The organism is Priestia sp. 40 (assembly GCF_049368575.1).
Classification (GTDB): domain Bacteria; phylum Bacillota; class Bacilli; order Bacillales; family Bacillaceae_H; genus Priestia; species Priestia zanthoxyli.
Map to the genome: position 1 here is coordinate 16,039 of NZ_JBMPZA010000020.1, position 18,184 is coordinate 34,222.

The 18,184-nt window shown below is 34.1% G+C and carries 15 protein-coding genes, 1 pseudogene and 2 other annotated features; of the genes and pseudogenes, 13 read left to right on the forward strand and 3 right to left on the reverse strand.

What is annotated here, in order from left to right; translation table 11 throughout:
* Positions 1 to 878 precede the first annotated feature (878 nt).
* The 6 genes from ACO1DI_RS22065 to ACO1DI_RS22090 all read left to right on the forward strand — a co-directional run bounded on the left by ACO1DI_RS22065 (position 879) and on the right by ACO1DI_RS22090 (position 6,095).
* Positions 879 to 1,400, forward strand: coding sequence for a PadR family transcriptional regulator (locus ACO1DI_RS22065; RefSeq protein ID WP_243557752.1), 522 nt, complete (start codon positions 879 to 881; stop codon positions 1,398 to 1,400).
* Positions 1,401 to 1,403: 3 nt separating this feature from the next.
* Positions 1,404 to 3,113 carry an MFS transporter gene (locus ACO1DI_RS22070; RefSeq protein ID WP_279400987.1) on the forward strand — a complete coding sequence of 570 codons (1,710 nt, stop codon included), beginning with the start codon at positions 1,404 to 1,406 and terminating at the stop codon, positions 3,111 to 3,113.
* A gap of 482 nt (positions 3,114 to 3,595) precedes the next feature.
* Positions 3,596 to 4,309: an MBL fold metallo-hydrolase gene (locus ACO1DI_RS22075; protein WP_243557748.1), complete on the forward strand. Its 714-nt coding sequence runs from the start codon at positions 3,596 to 3,598 to the stop codon at positions 4,307 to 4,309.
* Positions 4,310 to 4,334: 25 nt separating this feature from the next.
* Positions 4,335 to 4,928, forward strand: a complete 594-nt coding sequence (locus ACO1DI_RS22080; protein WP_243557746.1) for a TetR/AcrR family transcriptional regulator — start codon at positions 4,335 to 4,337, stop codon at positions 4,926 to 4,928.
* Between the two features lie 42 nt (positions 4,929 to 4,970).
* Positions 4,971 to 5,282 carry a YrdB family protein gene (locus ACO1DI_RS22085; protein WP_405105709.1) on the forward strand — a complete coding sequence of 104 codons (312 nt, stop codon included), beginning with the start codon at positions 4,971 to 4,973 and terminating at the stop codon, positions 5,280 to 5,282.
* Between the two features lie 348 nt (positions 5,283 to 5,630).
* Positions 5,631 to 6,095 (forward strand): MarR family transcriptional regulator, encoded by a 465-nt coding sequence (locus ACO1DI_RS22090; protein ID WP_243557744.1) that lies wholly within the window; start codon positions 5,631 to 5,633, stop codon positions 6,093 to 6,095.
* Between the two features lie 70 nt (positions 6,096 to 6,165).
* Here the strand turns inward: ACO1DI_RS22090 and ACO1DI_RS22095 are convergent.
* Together ACO1DI_RS22095 and ACO1DI_RS22100 are read right to left on the reverse strand one after the other, a co-directional pair.
* Positions 6,166 to 7,390: pseudogene (locus ACO1DI_RS22095) on the reverse strand (cytochrome P450, cyclodipeptide synthase-associated).
* A gap of 32 nt (positions 7,391 to 7,422) precedes the next feature.
* Positions 7,423 to 8,136, reverse strand: a complete 714-nt coding sequence (locus ACO1DI_RS22100; protein ID WP_243557740.1) for a tRNA-dependent cyclodipeptide synthase — start codon at positions 8,134 to 8,136, stop codon at positions 7,423 to 7,425.
* Between the two features lie 268 nt (positions 8,137 to 8,404).
* Here ACO1DI_RS22100 and ACO1DI_RS22105 point away from each other — a divergent pair, with 268 nt between their 5' ends.
* From ACO1DI_RS22105 to ACO1DI_RS22135, 7 genes are all read left to right on the forward strand, one after another.
* On the forward strand, positions 8,405 to 8,890 hold the full coding sequence (locus ACO1DI_RS22105; RefSeq protein WP_098113967.1) for a MarR family transcriptional regulator: 486 nt from the start codon (positions 8,405 to 8,407) through the stop codon (positions 8,888 to 8,890).
* A 73-nt stretch (positions 8,891 to 8,963) separates the two neighbouring features.
* Positions 8,964 to 10,178 (forward strand): MFS transporter, encoded by a 1,215-nt coding sequence (locus ACO1DI_RS22110; RefSeq protein WP_243557738.1) that lies wholly within the window; start codon positions 8,964 to 8,966, stop codon positions 10,176 to 10,178.
* A gap of 90 nt (positions 10,179 to 10,268) precedes the next feature.
* Positions 10,269 to 10,496: a binding site (T-box leader), on the forward strand.
* Positions 10,497 to 10,534: 38 nt separating this feature from the next.
* Positions 10,535 to 10,761 (forward strand) — a binding site (T-box leader).
* Positions 10,762 to 10,811: 50 nt separating this feature from the next.
* Positions 10,812 to 12,737 (forward strand): threonine--tRNA ligase, encoded by a 1,926-nt coding sequence (gene thrS / locus ACO1DI_RS22115; RefSeq protein ID WP_299634186.1) that lies wholly within the window; start codon positions 10,812 to 10,814, stop codon positions 12,735 to 12,737.
* Positions 12,738 to 13,081: 344 nt separating this feature from the next.
* Positions 13,082 to 14,032: an ABC transporter substrate-binding protein gene (locus ACO1DI_RS22120; RefSeq protein WP_221817024.1), complete on the forward strand. Its 951-nt coding sequence runs from the start codon at positions 13,082 to 13,084 to the stop codon at positions 14,030 to 14,032.
* Positions 14,033 to 14,112: 80 nt separating this feature from the next.
* The gene (locus ACO1DI_RS22125; RefSeq protein WP_299634369.1) at positions 14,113 to 15,120 is read left to right on the forward strand and encodes a FecCD family ABC transporter permease; all 1,008 of its coding nucleotides are present in this window, start codon (positions 14,113 to 14,115) and stop codon (positions 15,118 to 15,120) included.
* Positions 15,117 to 16,103, forward strand: a complete 987-nt coding sequence (locus tag ACO1DI_RS22130; RefSeq protein WP_299634180.1) for a FecCD family ABC transporter permease — start codon at positions 15,117 to 15,119, stop codon at positions 16,101 to 16,103. Before ACO1DI_RS22125 ends, ACO1DI_RS22130 begins: the two co-directional genes overlap by 4 nt.
* A gap of 14 nt (positions 16,104 to 16,117) precedes the next feature.
* On the forward strand, positions 16,118 to 16,918 hold the full coding sequence (locus tag ACO1DI_RS22135) for an ABC transporter ATP-binding protein (RefSeq protein WP_299634178.1): 801 nt from the start codon (positions 16,118 to 16,120) through the stop codon (positions 16,916 to 16,918).
* 132 nt (positions 16,919 to 17,050) lie between these two features.
* Here the strand turns inward: ACO1DI_RS22135 and ACO1DI_RS22140 are convergent, their stop codons facing one another.
* A complete protein-coding gene (locus ACO1DI_RS22140) occupies positions 17,051 to 17,692 on the reverse strand; it encodes a hypothetical protein (RefSeq protein WP_299634175.1) in 642 nt (213 codons plus the stop codon).
* Positions 17,693 to 18,184 lie beyond the last annotated feature (492 nt).

Sequence of the window (18,184 nt, forward strand, 5' to 3'; positions counted from 1 at the left end):
AACAGCACGCTCCTTTTCGTTAGAAGATAGCCACAAATTTATTTTCGTGTTGAAGACCCACGAGAAGTGAGCGCTCTTTCGAGCCTGTCATTGTCAATAGAGACGACAGTATCCGTCCAGTTATACGATGTTTCTGCTTTCCTGTTCCTTTTCAGGGTAACGGCTTTCGCTTTTTCTCATATCCCATACCCTCTGCCACATCGTTTGACTTTACAGTCATCCTACTGCTGATGCAGATGACATAGGGCTTACCAAGTTCCACATTCTACAGATACGATAGGGGTAGGTAGGTTCTTTACTCCGGGTAAGATGCGGGACGCATCAGAGTAGCATTATGATTCTACTGTTCCTCTTACCAAGACCCAAGCCAATCTATGCATTATCTTGAGCTAAGAGTAACGAAGCTTACAAACCTTCACTTTCGTTTACCATGCCTATCTTCTCCTAGCAGTATTCTGGACCATGCATTTGTCCTCTGTTTCCGCATTTCCTCATGCAACCGACAAACTCGTTACCAAGAATGCCGTTTTGGATGGAGATCATCTCTACGTCTAGATGAGTAGCGTTAGCTACACTGTAAGAAAGCGACTTCTTGTCGCACCATAATGTCTCTTTCCGGAAGACATCAAAAAAACGAGTCCTTGATACAAAAGGGCTCGTTCGCTTTTTACATTTATCATTTATACACGATTTTATACATCGTTGATTTAGTGACTTTTATAGCTTTCTAAAAAGACAAACAAATGCATAAAAAGGCAGATATTTATACATCAATTACTTTTACTAACTGTGGTGAAAAAATCCATTGACGTCTATATTAACATTGTTTATATTAATATTATACATATAAACAATGTTAATATAAAGGTGGAATGAAAATGAATATACAAAATGTTATTTTAGGTTTTCTAGCTGAAAAACCAATGAGTGGCTATGATATTAAACAAATGATGGAAAATTCGGTTTCATACTTTTTTGAAGCTTCTTATGGGGCCATTTATCCGGCACTTCGAAGAATGGAAAAAGATGAGCTTATTGAAAAGGAAGTTATTCAACAAGAAGGAAAACCTAATAAGAATCTATATGTCATTACCTCAAAAGGAGAAAAAGAATTTCAGGAATATATGAATAGTCCCTTAAATCCTACGTTAATTCGATCGGATTTGCTAATACGTATATTTTTTGGACAATATACAAGCTTCGATAAAATTAAAGAATGGTTAAATACAGAGAAACAAAAAGCTCAAGCACAATTAGACAATTTGACATCTCTTAATGAGAAATATCCTAATATGGAACGTCATAAGAAAATTACACTTCTTTATGGAATTGATGAAGCAAAGTTTACCTTGGTTTGGATAGAAAGAGAATTACAGCAATTAATGAGTAAAGGTAATTAAATGATGAGGAAGAAAAGCCATACAAAAATTTTATTATTAATGTGTTTAGGAATTTTTATATGTATGATTGATTCTACAATAATGAATATTACCTTGCCTGCTATCCAAGAAGACTTACATACTACGTTAGAAACGAGTTCTTGGATGCTTAATGTCTATACAATGACTATTGCAGTCCTTGCCATACCCATGGCTAGGTTTGCAGATATGTTTGGGAGAAATAAGTTTTATTTACTAGGATTAATAGTATTTGGTTTAGGGTCTTTATTATGTGGCTTATCCATGTCTGCAAATTTTCTACTCATAGCTAGATTTACTCAAAGTCTGGGGGCAGCTATCCTTATTCCACTTAGTATGGTTATAGGGGTAGGAATAATGCCTACAGAGAAAAGAATGATTTCACTAACTTTATTAGGTGCAACACAAGGTTTATCTACAGCATTAGGTCCAACAATTGGGGGAATTATAACAGAAAAATTAGACTGGCATTGGGTCTTTTATGTTAATATCCCCATTTGTATGATTGGAGTTATCGCTTGTGTATTCTTACTTCCTTTAAAACAAGAAAAGACAGTTAAAGCTAAGATTGATTGGGGAGGATTAATTTTTTCAACCATTGCCTTGTTCACCGCAACATTAGTATTAATTAAAGGAAACTCTTGGGGCTGGACTAGTCAAGAGGCTCTAATTTGCTATCTCACTAGTATGATCTCGCTCGTTTTATTTATTGTAATAGAAAAAAGAGTACAAGATCCTATGATTAAATTGTCCCTCTTCCAAGACCGCCAGTTTCTAGGATCCGTATTAACTGTATCGGCAGGATATGTCTTTTTAATTGGAGTGATGGTGTTACTACCACAATTTTTGACAAGGTTTCAAGGAAAAACGGAATTAGAGGCAGCTCTTCTTGTTACACCTGTATCAGCAGCAATCTTCTTTTTTTCACAGTTAGCAGGGTTATTGGTTAAAAAAGTTGGCTTTATTGTTCCTGTTATTCTAGGATTTCTTATTATGGGGAGTGCTTACTACCTTCTAGAAAATTTAAGTATTAATAGTACAACAACGGAAATCATTACATTATGTACATTATTAGGGGTTGGATTTAGCTTTATAATTGCTACTGCTACAATAGCAAGCACCTCTTCATTTGAAGGTGAATTATTAACAGCTTCACAAGGGGTATTCTCCATGCTTCGACAAGTTGGTGTTGTTCTAGCAGTCGCCATTTTTGTTGGAGGATTAACCAATAAAATCTATCAAAATCAAGACAAAGTAATGAGATATGCTCAAACACAATTGAATCAACTCAATATAGAGAAAGCTGAACAAACTAGGGTATTACGACATACAAAGAACGCTCTTTATTCCGATAAAGAACATGTGGAAGTAGATAGTCAACTTTCTAAAAAGCAAATAGATAGAATGATTAACCAGAATGCAGAAGATATATTAAAGGACATGCCTTTAAACAAGAGGAAGGTAGCTAAGCCGTTAATATATAAACAAGTATCTGAGAAGATAGAAAAAAAACAAACAGAAATAGATAAATATTCGAAAAAAGTCAATGAGTATGGAACAGATAAAATTGCGAGTAGCTTTAGTAACCTTTATAAATCTACCGTTCCCTTTGTATTTGTTTGTGCCTTTTTAGGATTTACGTTCAGAAAGAAGAATCAGAAAAAAATAGTTACAGAGCAACTGAAAATAAATTAACGTGATAATTGTCTATTAATAGCTAATAATAACTTATATGCAAAAGCCCTAAATAAAGGGCTTTTTTGTGATGTTTCTGGTAGTGTAACTACTTTAAATAGAAAAGAATTAAATGCTTAAAACGTTGAAGCTTACATCGAATAATTTATTATACATAAACAAAAGTTAATTTTCTCAGAGATTATATCTCTGTGTATTAATTACAGCTACTTGGGGTTTTTCTCCCTTAATTCAATATCTTTAATGAACATATAGCCACTTATGTAGATACCTTTTAATAAATTGATTAGTGTTCGTAAAAGTATACGTCTGTGACCTTTTCTTCTGTTTTAACACCTTAAAATATAAAATACCCATCTAATTATTGGGCATTTATCTTAATTTTAACAAATAAAATGTATATTAACTTGCGTTAACTAATGACATTAGTTAATATATAAATGGAAATAGTTTTAAAGCTAATACCAGAAGGAGGTATTCCTATGAGAATCAGTCATGAAGCATACTTGCATCAATTGACTTTTCTACCAGGATTTTTCCCAGTTAATTGTTACTTAGTTGAAGAGAGTGATAGTTTAACTCTAGTTGATGCTGCGCTTCCTTACAGTGCTAAGAAAATATTAAAAGCTGCTAAAAAGATTAACAAACCTATTACACGTATTCTTCTAACCCATGCGCACGACGATCATGTAGGAGCACTTGATAAAATAAAGCAATTACTTCCCAATGTTCCTGTACATATTTCAAGTAGAGATGCCCGATTAATGGGTGGGGATATTACGTTGGATCCTAATGAACCGAATACTCCTATACGTGGCGGAGTACCTAAAAATCTAAAAACCCGAGCAGACATTTTATTACAAGATGGTGACCAGATTGGTTCACTAATTGCGATAGCTGCTCCTGGACATACGCCAGGTTCAATGGCTTTTTTTGATACCCGTACTAATACCTTAATTGCTGGTGATGCCTTTCAAACACGGGGTGGTATGGCAGTAACTGGCCAGCTTCAACCTTTATTTCCCTTTCCAGCAATGGCTACATGGAATAAGGAAGTTGCACTTCAGAGTGCTCACAAGTTATTGAATTACAATCCTTCATTGCTTGCTGTAGGGCATGGAAAAATGATAAAACGACCGGAAAAAGCTATAAACAATGCAATTACAAAAGCTAGGTTAAATTTGGAACAAATTTAACCTATAGTAAGAAAGGAATTTAACTATGGGCACAAGACCGGGACTTGATTTAGACACTATTTTAAAGGCCACTACAGAAATGGCAAATACGCAAGGATTAGATGAAGTAACATTAGCTTCACTTGCTAAAAAATTAAATATTCGTCCACCTTCTTTATATAATCATATAAATGGCTTACCAGCATTACGGAAAAAGTTAGCTGTTTATGGTTACGAACAACTTTATAAAGTATTAATACATGCAACCGTAGGACGTGCAAAAGATAATGCAGTTCGTGCATTAGGCGAAGCTTACATAGTTTTTGTTCGTAATCATCCAGGGTTGTATGAAGCAATGCTCCGTTCTCCTAATTCTGATGACCTGGAACTTAAGCACATACAGAACGAAACCATTAATATCGTCATTCAAGTACTTAACGAATACGGCTTAGGAGAAGAGCAAACTTTACACGCCACACGAGGACTACGAAGTATTTTACATGGCTTTGCTTCACTTGAGCAGAAAAAAGGATTTGGTCTCCCCCATGATCTTGATGTAAGTCTTCTCATGTTAATAGATATTTTTTTAAGAGGAATAAATGCGATGAAACAAGAGAGTAAAAACAATGAAGACGATTAATTTAATATGAATCTTCTTCCTTTCATCAAAACTTTAAATTTGATGTTGCGATTTTCTTTGGAATTGTTCGCACTTGGCTCACTAGCTTACTGGGGATTTCAAACTGGAAAAGGGTCAATGAGAGTGCTTTTATCAATAGGTGCTCCGTTAATAATTGCAGTAGTTTGGGGGATTTTTGGTTCTCCTCGTTCTTACGTTCAACTATCTACCCCTATTCATATTTTGCTCGAACTTCTTATATTTGGGCTTCCTTCTGTTGCCCTATACACTAGTGGTAAGCATTCTCTGGCACTTATTTATATTACAATTGCTATAATAAACCGCATTTTAATGTATATCTGGCAGCAACAATGACACTAAAACGTATAGATGGTTAAAACCCAAAAAACGATTACTCAGATTAGAGTAATCGTTTTTTGGGAAGTTTCTTTTACACCCTATGCGTTACATAAAATAGTTTTTTAATTAGTTCGCAAAGGTTTACTTCTATAGTTAACATAAGACATGTTTCCGGAACCTATTATAAAAAGGCAGCCGTATATATTAATTTTTTTATAAACAAAGAAGGCTAATGTATCCTATCAATCAGTTATATTGTATGCAAAGCCTAAATCAAATAAACTTGACAATATAAACGTTAACCAGTAAACTATTATATATAGTTAACCAGTTAACAATTATATTGAAGAAGGTGTGTTTCTGATGGAAGCTCTTCATAAGCAAGCGTTCCAAGCTATTGAATCTCTAATTATGACTAGAGAAAAAAAGGTTCAAAGTAGGAAAATGCTAGCTAATAAACTAACTCAAAGTGTAAATAGTACGAATAAAAAATGGACAATTACTCAATTACATATTGTTTCATTAATAAATAAAGACCAATATGTAAACAATGCTCTTCTTTCTAAAGAACTTAATATCTCAAAACCTGCTGTATCTAAGGCTATTAATACACTTGTGGGACATGGCATTGTTCTAGCAAACAAGAATATCCATAATAATAGGGAAACCTTTTATTCCTTGACAAAGGAAGGGGAGGAGTTAGCTGAAGTTCATGATAAAATGCATGAAATAGCAGAGAAAAGATATGTAGAATTACTTAATAAATTTTCAGAAGTAGAGTTAAAAATAATTATTAAATTTTTAAATGAGTGGACCAAACAAATATAGAAGTAGGTTTACGACATGCCTAATGAGCATGTCGTAAATCCACTTGCTTAATTGTATACAATTTATTATCTTAGCCTTTAATAGGATTAAACGTTAATGGAAGAGAAACGGGTCCACGTGTATAAAGACCACTTTCCGTGTAATGAAATCCTTCTTCTAATTTCATGTTTTGTAGTTGATCTAAAACAATGTTAGCTACTACTTCAATTTCTGTTCCTGCAAAGGCAGCTCCTACACAGTTGTGTATGCCAGAACCGAAAGCCACATGTTCGAGCAATACCTGTGAAAGCCGTTTTGACGTCAAGGTCAGGACGATGAATGTTAAAAGTATCAGGATTATCAAACGCTTCAGGATCTCGATTGGCAGCCCCAATCATACAGAATACGGTTGAACCTTTAGGTAGTAATCTATCGGCTATTTTCGCATCTTGCGATAATTGCCTTGGTATAAGTTGTACTGGTGGTTTAAACCTTAGAGTTTCGGCAATTGCTCTTGATAATAATGAACGATCTTCCATCACATCTTGCATTTGTAACGGATTATTTAATAAATAATACATTAACAATGCCAATGTCTTGTCTGCAGGTTCGGTAGCTGCTAATAGTATATTAAGGATAAGTGCCAAAATGTTCGTGTCGGACATCTCAACTCCTTCATACTCAGACTGACATAATATTGAAATGAGATCTGATTTTGGGTTTTGTCGACGCTCTTCTATAATGGGTAAAAGGTAGTTTGCTAGTTGTTCACTGCACCATAATGAATGATCACGTTCTTCAGATGACAACTGTATAGTAGTGATAAAGTTAGCAACTCCACTGTGCCAATCTGCGATAAGTTGATGATCTTTTTTGTTAAGTCCTAGCATATCCATCGTGACATATACTGCAAAAGTTTTTCCAAAATCGTTAACTAAATCGATTCTCCCTTTACTTAAGTGTGGTGACAATAAAACTTCTGCGTTTTCTTTAATTAAAGGAATGAGTCTCTTAAGTGAATCACCTATAAAGCTTTTTACTACAATTTTACGTTTTGCTGTATGTTCCTTTCCTTTCATTTGTGCAAGGACAGGTCCACGCATTACAGGTTCAGCACGTTTAGCAAGAGATTTAGTCGTAAAGATTTCTGTATTCTGTAATACATACCTTACGTCTTTATATCGGCTAATAAAATAGCTATCAATATCTTGCTCATAATGGATAGGATCGAAATCGCGAAGTTCTGAAAAATATTGGTATGGATCTTCATGAAACTGTTCTGATAAGATACTAAAGGTTTTAAATGATGTATTCAAGACTGTTCCTCCTAAAATTTAAAGGTGTAAATTTAATGAATTTCATCGACAGTTATATATCCTTGATTTTGTTGCATTCTAATTGAAAATTGCTCATCTTTTATTTGTTCACCTAGTCTCCAAGGTTTATGGTAAGCAAGTACAGTTTCTTGAATACCCAAGATGTTAGGTGCTCCAATAAAGAACGGCAGTTCAGCCAAAACATATTGCACAGCATTATGTAACATTTCTGAAGTAATAACTGAAATATCCATATTTGTCCCAGATGCTCTTCCTACAATTGCTGCATGTGACATTTCTAAACAAGCATTTTGAAAGTTTGGTTGATGTAAAAAACTTTCTTCAATCTTAGTGCGCATATCACAATATACCGGTTGAGTAATAAAGTCTGAAAATGTATAAATAGCTTCAGGGTTACCACCATGAGCTTTGAGAGCTCTTTCGGCAAATCGACGATTTCTGTTTACTTCTTTTCTCACTTTACGCTCAGCTTTCACCCTAGAAGTTCCTAAAGCTTCCAAAAGATTTGCAGCCTCATTTCCAGCTAAGAGAACAGAAACACCCTTAAACTCTTTAATGCTCCACTCAATTAGTCGATAAATATATTCCTCTGAAAATCTACTGTTAAAGGGGCTAATTCCTATTAATATGTGGTTTCTTCTGTCAAAAATGCTCTGGCAATTTTGTGATAAAGGTTCAATAGCAAATAAAGGCTTAGCTATTTTTTCTAAAAGAATTTGTGACATAGCTATTTCAACTCCTATGATTAAACGGTTAATGTTCACTAGTAAACAAAAACTATTTTAAATCCAAATATTTGTAAAAGTCAACGTTTTTTCTTTATTTTGTAAATTTATAAGCGTTTTTTCTGCAAATATAGTAGGTTTTAATTACTATGAAATCTGATTTTATTGTATAAAAAAGAGATTTTACATTCATTTAATAGCTTATTAGTAGTATAATGTTTACTGGTGAACATTAATTATTTATACATTAGAAAGGTAAGGAACTAATATGTCTCTATTATCTAAACAGTTAATATACGAAAATTATTTGCAATTATTACACCTGAACGAACAAAAAGCTGATTCAGTTTCCCAAACTTTTTTTGATTATCTTGATGAAAAAGAACTGAACGAAATAGGAACATTACCCAGTAACATGAGCAGCATCCACGTGATTGAATGCATTGGAAATAATGGACCTATAAATAACATAGGGATTGCGACTAGGATGAATTTATCTAAAGCAAATATCACGAAAATTACCCGAACATTAACGAAAGATGAGTTAATTAAAAGATTCCAATTGGCAGACAATAAAAAAGAGGTCTACTTTAAGTTAACAGCAAAAGGAAAACAAGTTTTCGAACTTCACGAAAAACTACATAGCAGAAGGAAACGACAATTTTATGATTTAATTGATGATTTCTCTGATGACAAACAAAAAATTATATTAGAGTTCCTTGAAACGATGATTAATAAATTAAGACAAGAATAGACACATTAGGTGCTTTTAGAATGTCAAACATACTTTTATATGGAAAAACTTATTTACAAGGTAGGAGATTTATATGGGACATACAAATACAAAACCTATTTTTATCTTATACGTCGTTTGTATAAGTGCATTTTTTGCATCTTTAAATCAAAATATTTATTCGCCTATTATTCCGTTAATTAAGGATTCATTTGATGTAAGCACAACATTAGTTAATTTAACTGTTTCATTGTTCATCTTTATTACAGCTATTATGCAAATAGTCTACGGGACTATTCTTGACTTTAAAGGAAGTCGTCTTATTCTTCTCCCTAGTCTTATACTTACAGTGTTGGCTAGTATTGGGTGTGCTGTTACAAGTAACTTTACATTGTTTCTTGTTTTTCGATCTTTGCAAGCCCTCGGAACCGCAGCCATTCCATTGATTGCAGCTGCTACAATAACGGATCTTTTTGATGGGGAAGAACGTGGTAGTGCTATGGGAACTTATCAAACCTTGTTATCTATTGCTCCTGCAGTAGCTCCTATTTTAGGAGGATTTATAGGAGACCGATACAATTATGATGGTGTTTTCTGGTCATTAGTGGGTATATCTATTCTTTTACTTATTATCAATATGTTGTTTTTTCCTAAAGACCAGAAAAAGCACAAGACAAGCAAGAGGAACGGTCTTCATTTTTACCTTGTAATGGCGAAGGATAAGATGGGAAGTGTATTGTTGTCATTAAGCTTCTTGAACTTTTTGATTTACTTTTCTATCCTGGTTTATCTCCCCGTTTTATTAACAGACCACTATCATCTAAACCTAAAACTTGTTGGCTTGCTTTATCTTCCTATGACGCTAAGCCTTATAGCCGGAAGTCTGTTATTCAAATACATTCAGAAGAAGATTTCTCTTATAAATATATTTACCTTTACTAATTTTTCAATCGCATTTAGTGTTATAGGATTTGGACTCACACATACTGTTTCTTTACTACTTATGTCGCTAAGCCTATTCATTTATGGGGTGGGAATTGGAATCTTAACACCTTCCTATGCAACCATATTAACCCATCAATTTGAACAAAATCGAGCTAGTGCTATGGGAGTATTTAACTTTGTTAGATATACTGGTATGTCTATAGGACCCATTTTGTCAGGTACATTACTAGAATTTTTGAGAAGTGAAACCATGTTCATAATGTTCGGTGTCATGTTTGGCATTATAAGTATCTTTGGTTATTTACTAGTGGACAACCCCAAAAACACAGGTAAAAATAGAACTACCAATAAACCATCTTTTTAAACAAAAACATACAATTAATAACATATTTAGAATTAAGTATTGACATTTACAAATAGTATAAATTATAATTCTATTTATTGGAAATGAACATGTTGAGCGTTGAAAAGGACACGAATTATTTTTATATTTCTTTACAGAGAATAGGGCCTTTGGCTGTGAGCCCTTAAGAAAGAGAAATAATTTACCACCTTGGAGCTATTGTGGGGAAATATGTAGATAGAGTAACCTCAATCGGGAAATCCGTTATCTTTTTGAGAATATAACACTTGTAGTGTTTTATAAAATTAGGGTGGTACCACGACCGCACTCGTCCCTGTTAGAGGGATGAGTGCGTTTTTTTATGTTCAAAAATAAATAGATAAGCAACGAAAAGGACATGAATTATTTTTATACTTCTTTGCAGAGAATAGGGTCTTTGGCTGTGAGCCCTTAAGAAAGAGAAATAATTTACCACCTTGGAGCTTTATTAGTGAACTAGTAGTAATTAATAACGTTTGCGACGTTACAGCACCAGAGCCATCGATATATTTCTATTGATGGGAATTTGGGTGGTACCACGTGTGAAAACATACTCGTCCCTTACTTAGGGATGAGTATGTTTTTTTTGACTTTATTTAAATAGGAGAGGTTATCATGAGTAAAGATTTAATTCAAATTCGCTTTTTAGATGGAAATGAGAAAGAATTTTCAAAAGGTATTACATTACATGCTATTGCAGAATCCATTAGTTCTAGCCTAAAGAAGAAAGCTATTGCGGGTAAAGTAAATGGAGAATTGTATGATTTGCATCGAGCCATTAATCAAAATGCAGAAATCGAAATTTTAACAGTAGATTCTGACGAAGGTCTAGAAATTATGAGGCATACAACAGCTCACATACTTGCTCAGGCAGTAAAAAGAGTACATAAGAATGTGAAGTTAGGGGTAGGACCAGTTATTGAAGATGGATTTTATTACGATATGGATCTTTCTACAACGATTGCTTCTAATGAGTTACTACAACTCGAACATGAAATGAAGAAAATTATTAATGAAAATCATCCTATTGAACGTACTGAAGTGACACGTAGTGAAGCTGAAAGAATATTTAGCGAGATAAACGACGAGTTGAAACTGGAGTTATTACGTGATATTCCTATGAATGAAACAGTTACGATTTATAAACAAGGGGAATTTTTCGATTTATGTCGAGGCCCACATCTTCCTTCTACTGGAATGGTTAAGGCGTTTAAATTAACAAAAGTATCAGGAGCATACTGGAGAGGTAACAGCGACAACCAAATGTTACAACGTGTATATGGCGTAGCTTTTCGTTCTCAAAAACAGTTAAATGAGTATCTGATGTTTCTAGAAGAAGCAGCGAAAAGAGACCATAGAAAATTGGGAAATGAACTAGAATTATTTATGTTTTCTGATGAAGCACCTGGAATGCCTTTTTATCTAGCTAAAGGACAAATGGTTAAAAATCAGCTGGAGCAATTCCTACGATCCGTTCAAGAAAAGCATAATTACGAAGAAGTACGTACTCCTTTTATGATGAATCAACAATTATGGGAAAAGTCTGGTCACTGGGATCATTATAAGGATAATATGTATTTTTCAGAAGTGGATAACGCTAAATTTGCATTAAAGCCCATGAACTGTCCTGGTCATATGCTTATCTTTAAAAATAAGCTCCATTCCTATAGAGATTTACCCATTCGAATGGGAGAATTCGGTCAAGTTCACCGTCACGAATTCAGTGGGGCTCTAAATGGATTATTAAGAGTACGTACGTTTTGTCAGGACGATGCTCATATCTTTGTTACTCCTGAACAAATTGAAAGTGAAATTAAATCGGTCATTGAATTAGTGGATTATATCTACAAGACATTTGGTTTTGAATATAGTATTGAACTTTCAACTCGACCAGAAGACTCCATGGGAGAGGATAGCTTATGGGAACTTGCTGAGAGCTCTTTAGAAAACGTATTAAACAAGTTGAACTTTGATTATAAATTAAATGAAGGCGACGGCGCATTTTACGGCCCTAAAATCGATTTTCATATTAAGGATGCTTTAAAAAGAAGCCATCAATGTGCAACAATTCAATTAGACTTCCAACTGCCTGAGAAGTTTGATTTGAATTATATTAATGAAAAGAACGAAAAACAGCGTCCAGTTGTGATTCACCGTGCTATTTTTGGATCTCTTGACCGTTTCTTTGGGATTTTAATTGAACACTTTGGAGGGGTCTTCCCAACATGGTTGGCACCTGTACAGGTAAAGGTTATTCCGGTATCACTGAAAGCTCACCAGCAATATGCACAACAAGTTAAAGAAGCGTTAGGGCAAAAGGGCATTCGAGTAGAGTTAGATAATCGAGAACAAAAGCTCGGATATAAAATTCGCGAAGCTCAAGTGGCTAAGGTTCCTTATATCTTAGTACTAGGAGATAAAGAAATGGAGAGCAACTCCGTCAATGTACGAAAGCATGGAGAAGAGAAATCCGAAACATGCAACATAACTAGCTTTATTGAAAACCTTCAGGATGAAATTACTTCTAAGAAACTTAAATAATAACAAAGAAGGCTCCTTAACATATAATAAGAAGCCTTCTTTTAATGTCCATAGCATAGCTTTCGTCAATGCTTTTTAAAGTAGGAAAAGACAATGAGTAGACCTTTTATTTAATGAAGAAACTAGGTCTTTTATTCACTTAACGTTTTAAAATGCAAAGTTTGTGAAAGTATTATCCATTTTAAGATAATGAAACTTTACTTTAAAAGGTTCATAACCTATGAAAGAGAGTAAATTATTACTGGAAATCTATTGACTATATAAATACGAAAAGATATGCTTAGAACATTACGTTAATGATAATCATTATCATTTTAGTGGATTTAATAGGAGGAAATGAGAAAATGAAAGCTCGAAAGAAATTGAAAATAGTAAGTGTAATGGCAATCCTTTCTATATTATTAGTGTTAGCAGGATGTGGGGCAAAGCAGGATTCTACTAATGAAAAATCTTCTAACAATCAAAAGGTAGCTGTTAAACATGAATTAGGCACTACTAAGGTTCCTAAAAATCCAAAAAGAATTGTTGTTCTTGAATTGTCGTTTGTTGATGCACTTCACGGTTTAGGTATTAAGCCTGTTGGAATAGCTGATGACAACAAAAAAGATATGATTGAACAGTTGGTAAATGGAAAAATGAAGTATACTTCTGTTGGGACACGTCAACAACCAAACCTGGAAGTAATCAGCTCACTAAAGCCTGACTTAATTATTGCAGATGTTCAACGTCATAAAGCAATTTATAAAGACTTAGAACAAATTGCTCCAACGATTGAGTTGAATAGTCGTGAATCTACATATGAAGAGAATATAGATGCTTTTAAAACAATTGCGAAAGCAACTGGAAAAGATAAAAAAGCAGAAGAGCGATTAAATAAACATGAGGAAACCATTGCGAAATTAAAAAAGGAAGTAAAAGAGGAAAATGGTCAGACAATCTTACCAGCTGTAGTTCGAGACACTTCATTCCAAGCTCATACCTCTGCTTCATATGACGGTGGATTCCTTGAAAAGCTTGGTTTTAAAGATGCTGTACAAAGTAAAGAGGCTTACGCTGAAATGAATTTAGAACAGTTGTCAGACATTAATCCAGATATTTTAATTCTAGCTAATAATGAAGGAAAATTATTAACAGATGAATGGAAATCAAATCCTCTATGGAAGAACTTAAAAGCTGTTAAAAATCATAAGGTATTCGTAGTAGATCGTAACTTATGGACAAGATTCCGAGGTGTTGTTTCTTCAGAAGCAATTGGAAAGGATACAGTTAAGCTTTTACATGATCAACAAAAGTAAAGCTGTAACTATGAAGTGAGAATAGTTTTCTATTCTTGCTTCTATTTGTATAGCAAAGTATATGAGAAAGTGTGTTGTGAATAAACATGAATATCAAGAAACAACGAACAAGTAGATACATAACAGGATTTATTGGTGTTTTTTTATTGATAGCTGGAATATTTATTCACGTTTCTGTAGGTTCTTCTTCTATTAGTATAACTGATGTAATAAGAGCCCTATTGCACCCAGACAATTCCAAACAAACAACGATTATTCAAACTCTGAGACTACCGCGAGCCGTTCTTGCAGCACTAATTGGGGCTAGTCTTGCTGTAGCTGGAGCACTGATGCAAGCTATTACTAGAAACTCTCTAGCTTCTCCTCAAGTATTCGGCGTAAATGCCGGAGCTTCATTAGCTATTGTTGTGGCAACAATCTTATTTCCAGAATTATATTCAAAAACAACTGTTTATTTTTCATTCTTAGGATCTGCATTAGTTGGAATAACCGTCTACTTATTCGCGTCTGGGGGGAAAGTAACACATATTAAGTTAGCTCTTGCTGGTATGGCTGTTCATCTATTTTTATCTTCCCTTACACAGGGAGTAATTGTGTTAAATGAAGATGCTACGGACGTTTTATATTGGCTTGTAGGGTCAATTAATGGAAAGAACTGGTCTCATGTTTTAGTATTACTTCCATGGTCTGTATTTGGACTTTTAGCAGCTTTCATCATGGGGCGCTCAATTTCTATATTAGTTCTAGGGGAAAATATGGCAACCGGTTTAGGTGAAAAAGTACAGTGGATAAGGCTTGTTGCTGGAGTAATTGTTATTATCCTTGCTGGTTCGTCCGTTTCGGTTGCTGGTCCAATAGGCTTTATTGGTCTGATGGTTCCTCATATTGCACGAAAGTTAGTGGGAGGAGATTATCAACGTATCTTACCATTTTCCGCACTTTTAGGTGGGACTCTACTTGTTTATGCAGACATACTTTCACGTTTTATTGCATACCCGTTCGAATCACCGGTAGGGATTGTAACAGCTCTTATTGGGGCACCTTTCTTTTTATATCTTGCTAGAAAGGGGAGGAAGATTAAACAATGAACGCAAAAAAACATCCTTATGGCATACTCAGTATACTCCTCCTCATCCTAGTTATGATGGCATTAATAAGTTTGGGTATTGGAGCTGTATACACTTCACCAGTTGAAGTTTTTACTAATCTTATAGGATCATCACAAAGTAATCATTTTATTTTATTTAATTATCGAATTCCACGAATGCTTCTTGCTGTTATAGTTGGAGCATCTTTAGCTGTCTCTGGAGCTATCTTGCAAGGAATTTTAAAAAATCCATTAGCGTCTCCAGATGTAATCGGTGTAACAAAAGGGTCAGGTTTATTCGCAGTTGCTGTTTTAATTATTTTTCCAGGGGCTTCTATGGTAGCATTACCATTTTCAGCTTTTTTAGGAGCTGCAGTAATTGCAATTGCTCTTATGCTATTCTCATATACACAAGGTACAAAAACTCATTCATTAGCGTTAATAGGCGTTGCTTTAGGGGCTATCTGCCAAGCCGGCATTCAGTATTTTATGATTAAGTTTCCAGATAACGTCAACACAACGCTTTTATGGTTAACTGGAAGCTTATGGGGAAGAGGCTGGAATGAAATGTGGTTTTTAATTCCTTGTCTTGTCCTTATTCCTTTAATTGTTATTTTTACTTCTAAGTTAGATATTTTGAATTTGGGAGATGAAATGGCAGTCGGATTAGGAGAAAGAATAAAATATGTTCGTTATACTTTATTGAGTATAGCCGTGATTTTAATAGGGGCATCAGTAGCCGTTGTTGGATCAATAGGCTTTATTGGACTTATTTCTCCTCACGTAGGGAGAAGGTTAGTAGGTAGTCGTTCAAAATTCTTATTACCTGTATCAGCACTAATTGGATCCTTGTTTTTACTTCTGGCTGACACTGTAGGGAGAGGTATAGTTCCTCCAATCGAAATTCCAGCTGGTATCGTAACAGCGATTATAGGAGCTCCTTATTTCTTATACTTACTGCGACGCGAACAAAAAAATAAGTGAGAGGAAGAGTATGTATGACAAAATTAACTGCAGAGAAGCTTTCGATCTCATACGATTCAACGTCGATCATTAATAATATTGATCTTCATATTCCAGAAGGCAAAATAAGTATCATTATTGGCTCAAATGGTTGTGGAAAATCAACAATTCTTCGATCTTTAGCACGTCTATTAAAACCAACACAAGGTTGTATTTATTTAAATGGAAAAGATATTCACCAGCACTCTTCAAAAGAGGTCGCAAAACAATTAGCTATCTTGCCTCAGTCTCCTGACGTACCTGAAGATCTAACGGTTAAAGAGCTTTGTTATTACGGACGTCATCCCCATAAAGGACTGTTTGCACGTTATTCTAATGAAGATCACAAAACTGTAAGTGACGCTTTGAAATCTACTAAGATGGAATATTTAAGTGACCGAACTTTAGATGCTTTATCTGGAGGGCAGCGTCAACGTGCATGGATTGCTATGGCTTTAGCACAAGGAACGGAATTATTACTTTTGGATGAGCCGACAACATATTTAGACTTGGCTCACCAAATTGAAGTACTCGAATTATTGCGTAACCTAAATAAGCAACAGGACCGAACAATTGTAATGGTTCTACATGATTTGAACCAGGCTGCTCGTTACGCTGATCACTTAATTAGTATCTCAAGTGGAAAGATTTATACAGAAGGATCTCCGAAGCAAGTCTTTACTGAAGAAATGATAGAAGAGGTATTCGGACTTTCATGTAAAATAATAGACAATCCCGTAGATCATTCACCTTTATGTATACCAACAGGGATTTATAAGAAAAATTTCACTAAATAGACAAAATAATATACGTAGAAAGAAGCTACTGTGTCCAATATAGTCATTCAGTAGCTCTTTTTATATAAAAGGGACCTATGGAAATTGTTATGGTTCCTATAACAAATAGGTTACTTAAATTTTCTGTTCCATTTACTGATCCTCTGGATCTAACTCGAGACTTTCAACTTCATCATTCTTCTTTAATTCTAATCGCACAACTTTATTTTTACTATCTCCAGACATATTGTCGTCATCTTGCTCAAAGTCTTTAGATTTTTTATAAGTCTTTTTTCCACTAGACACTTCTATTGTTACATCATTATCGGTTTCATTGATTAATTTTCCAATTATGCTATAATCTCCATCAGCATCTTTTTCGTATATACCATTTGAATCTGCTTTTGCTTGAGGAGTTAACTCTAGACTTTCTGCATTGTTATCTTTAGCATCAATCTCTACGTTTACTTGTTTTCCATCAATATCCTTAGGTGTATCTTCTTCTTTTTTAAACGACTTACTTTTAGGTATCTTTACTTTTTCACCATCAATAACAATTGTTAACTCACTATTCGTTTCTTTGTCTAATGTTCCTATTAAATCAAAATCTTCACCTTGCTGTTTACTATCTGGATCCTTGGAGTACTGTTGTAAATTTAATTTATCTTCCGAAGAGCCATTCTTACTTTGTGATGCATTTTGCGATGAATCATTTTTGTTAGAGCATCCTGCGAGAGAACCTGTAGCTAAAGCACCTGCTAATGAAATACAAAGAACTACCATTTTTTTGTTCATATAGATTATTTCTCCTTTTTATCTGTTTTTATTTATATTGCCTATTCTTTTAAAAAACAAACGAAATTACGATTATAAAATTAAAAGCGTTTTATACCGTAAAGTATTGTTATATTTATATGTGTACAATTATCCAAGCACCTATTTCTCTAAGTTGTTTCTTTTTTATTTAACGATAACTAAATTTCCACTATATAACAACATTTTCCCTGTTAAACCCAATTAAAATCCTAGAATACCTTTTTCAGGGTCTGAATAGCTCATTTTTTATACCTAATACATGTTACAATACGTTTTGTAGATGCGAATAAAAATTCCATTTCTTATTTCATAGGCAAAGGAAGTCCTCATAATTTGAGGGCTTTTCTTGTTTTTAATCTGATGATAGTCAATTTCCAAAGAAGACCGTTAGATTATAACCTAATTTTTCAAGATCATTTATAAGAAATAACCTCCTAACTATTATTTAAGGAGCATAGTTTTTTGTATCAA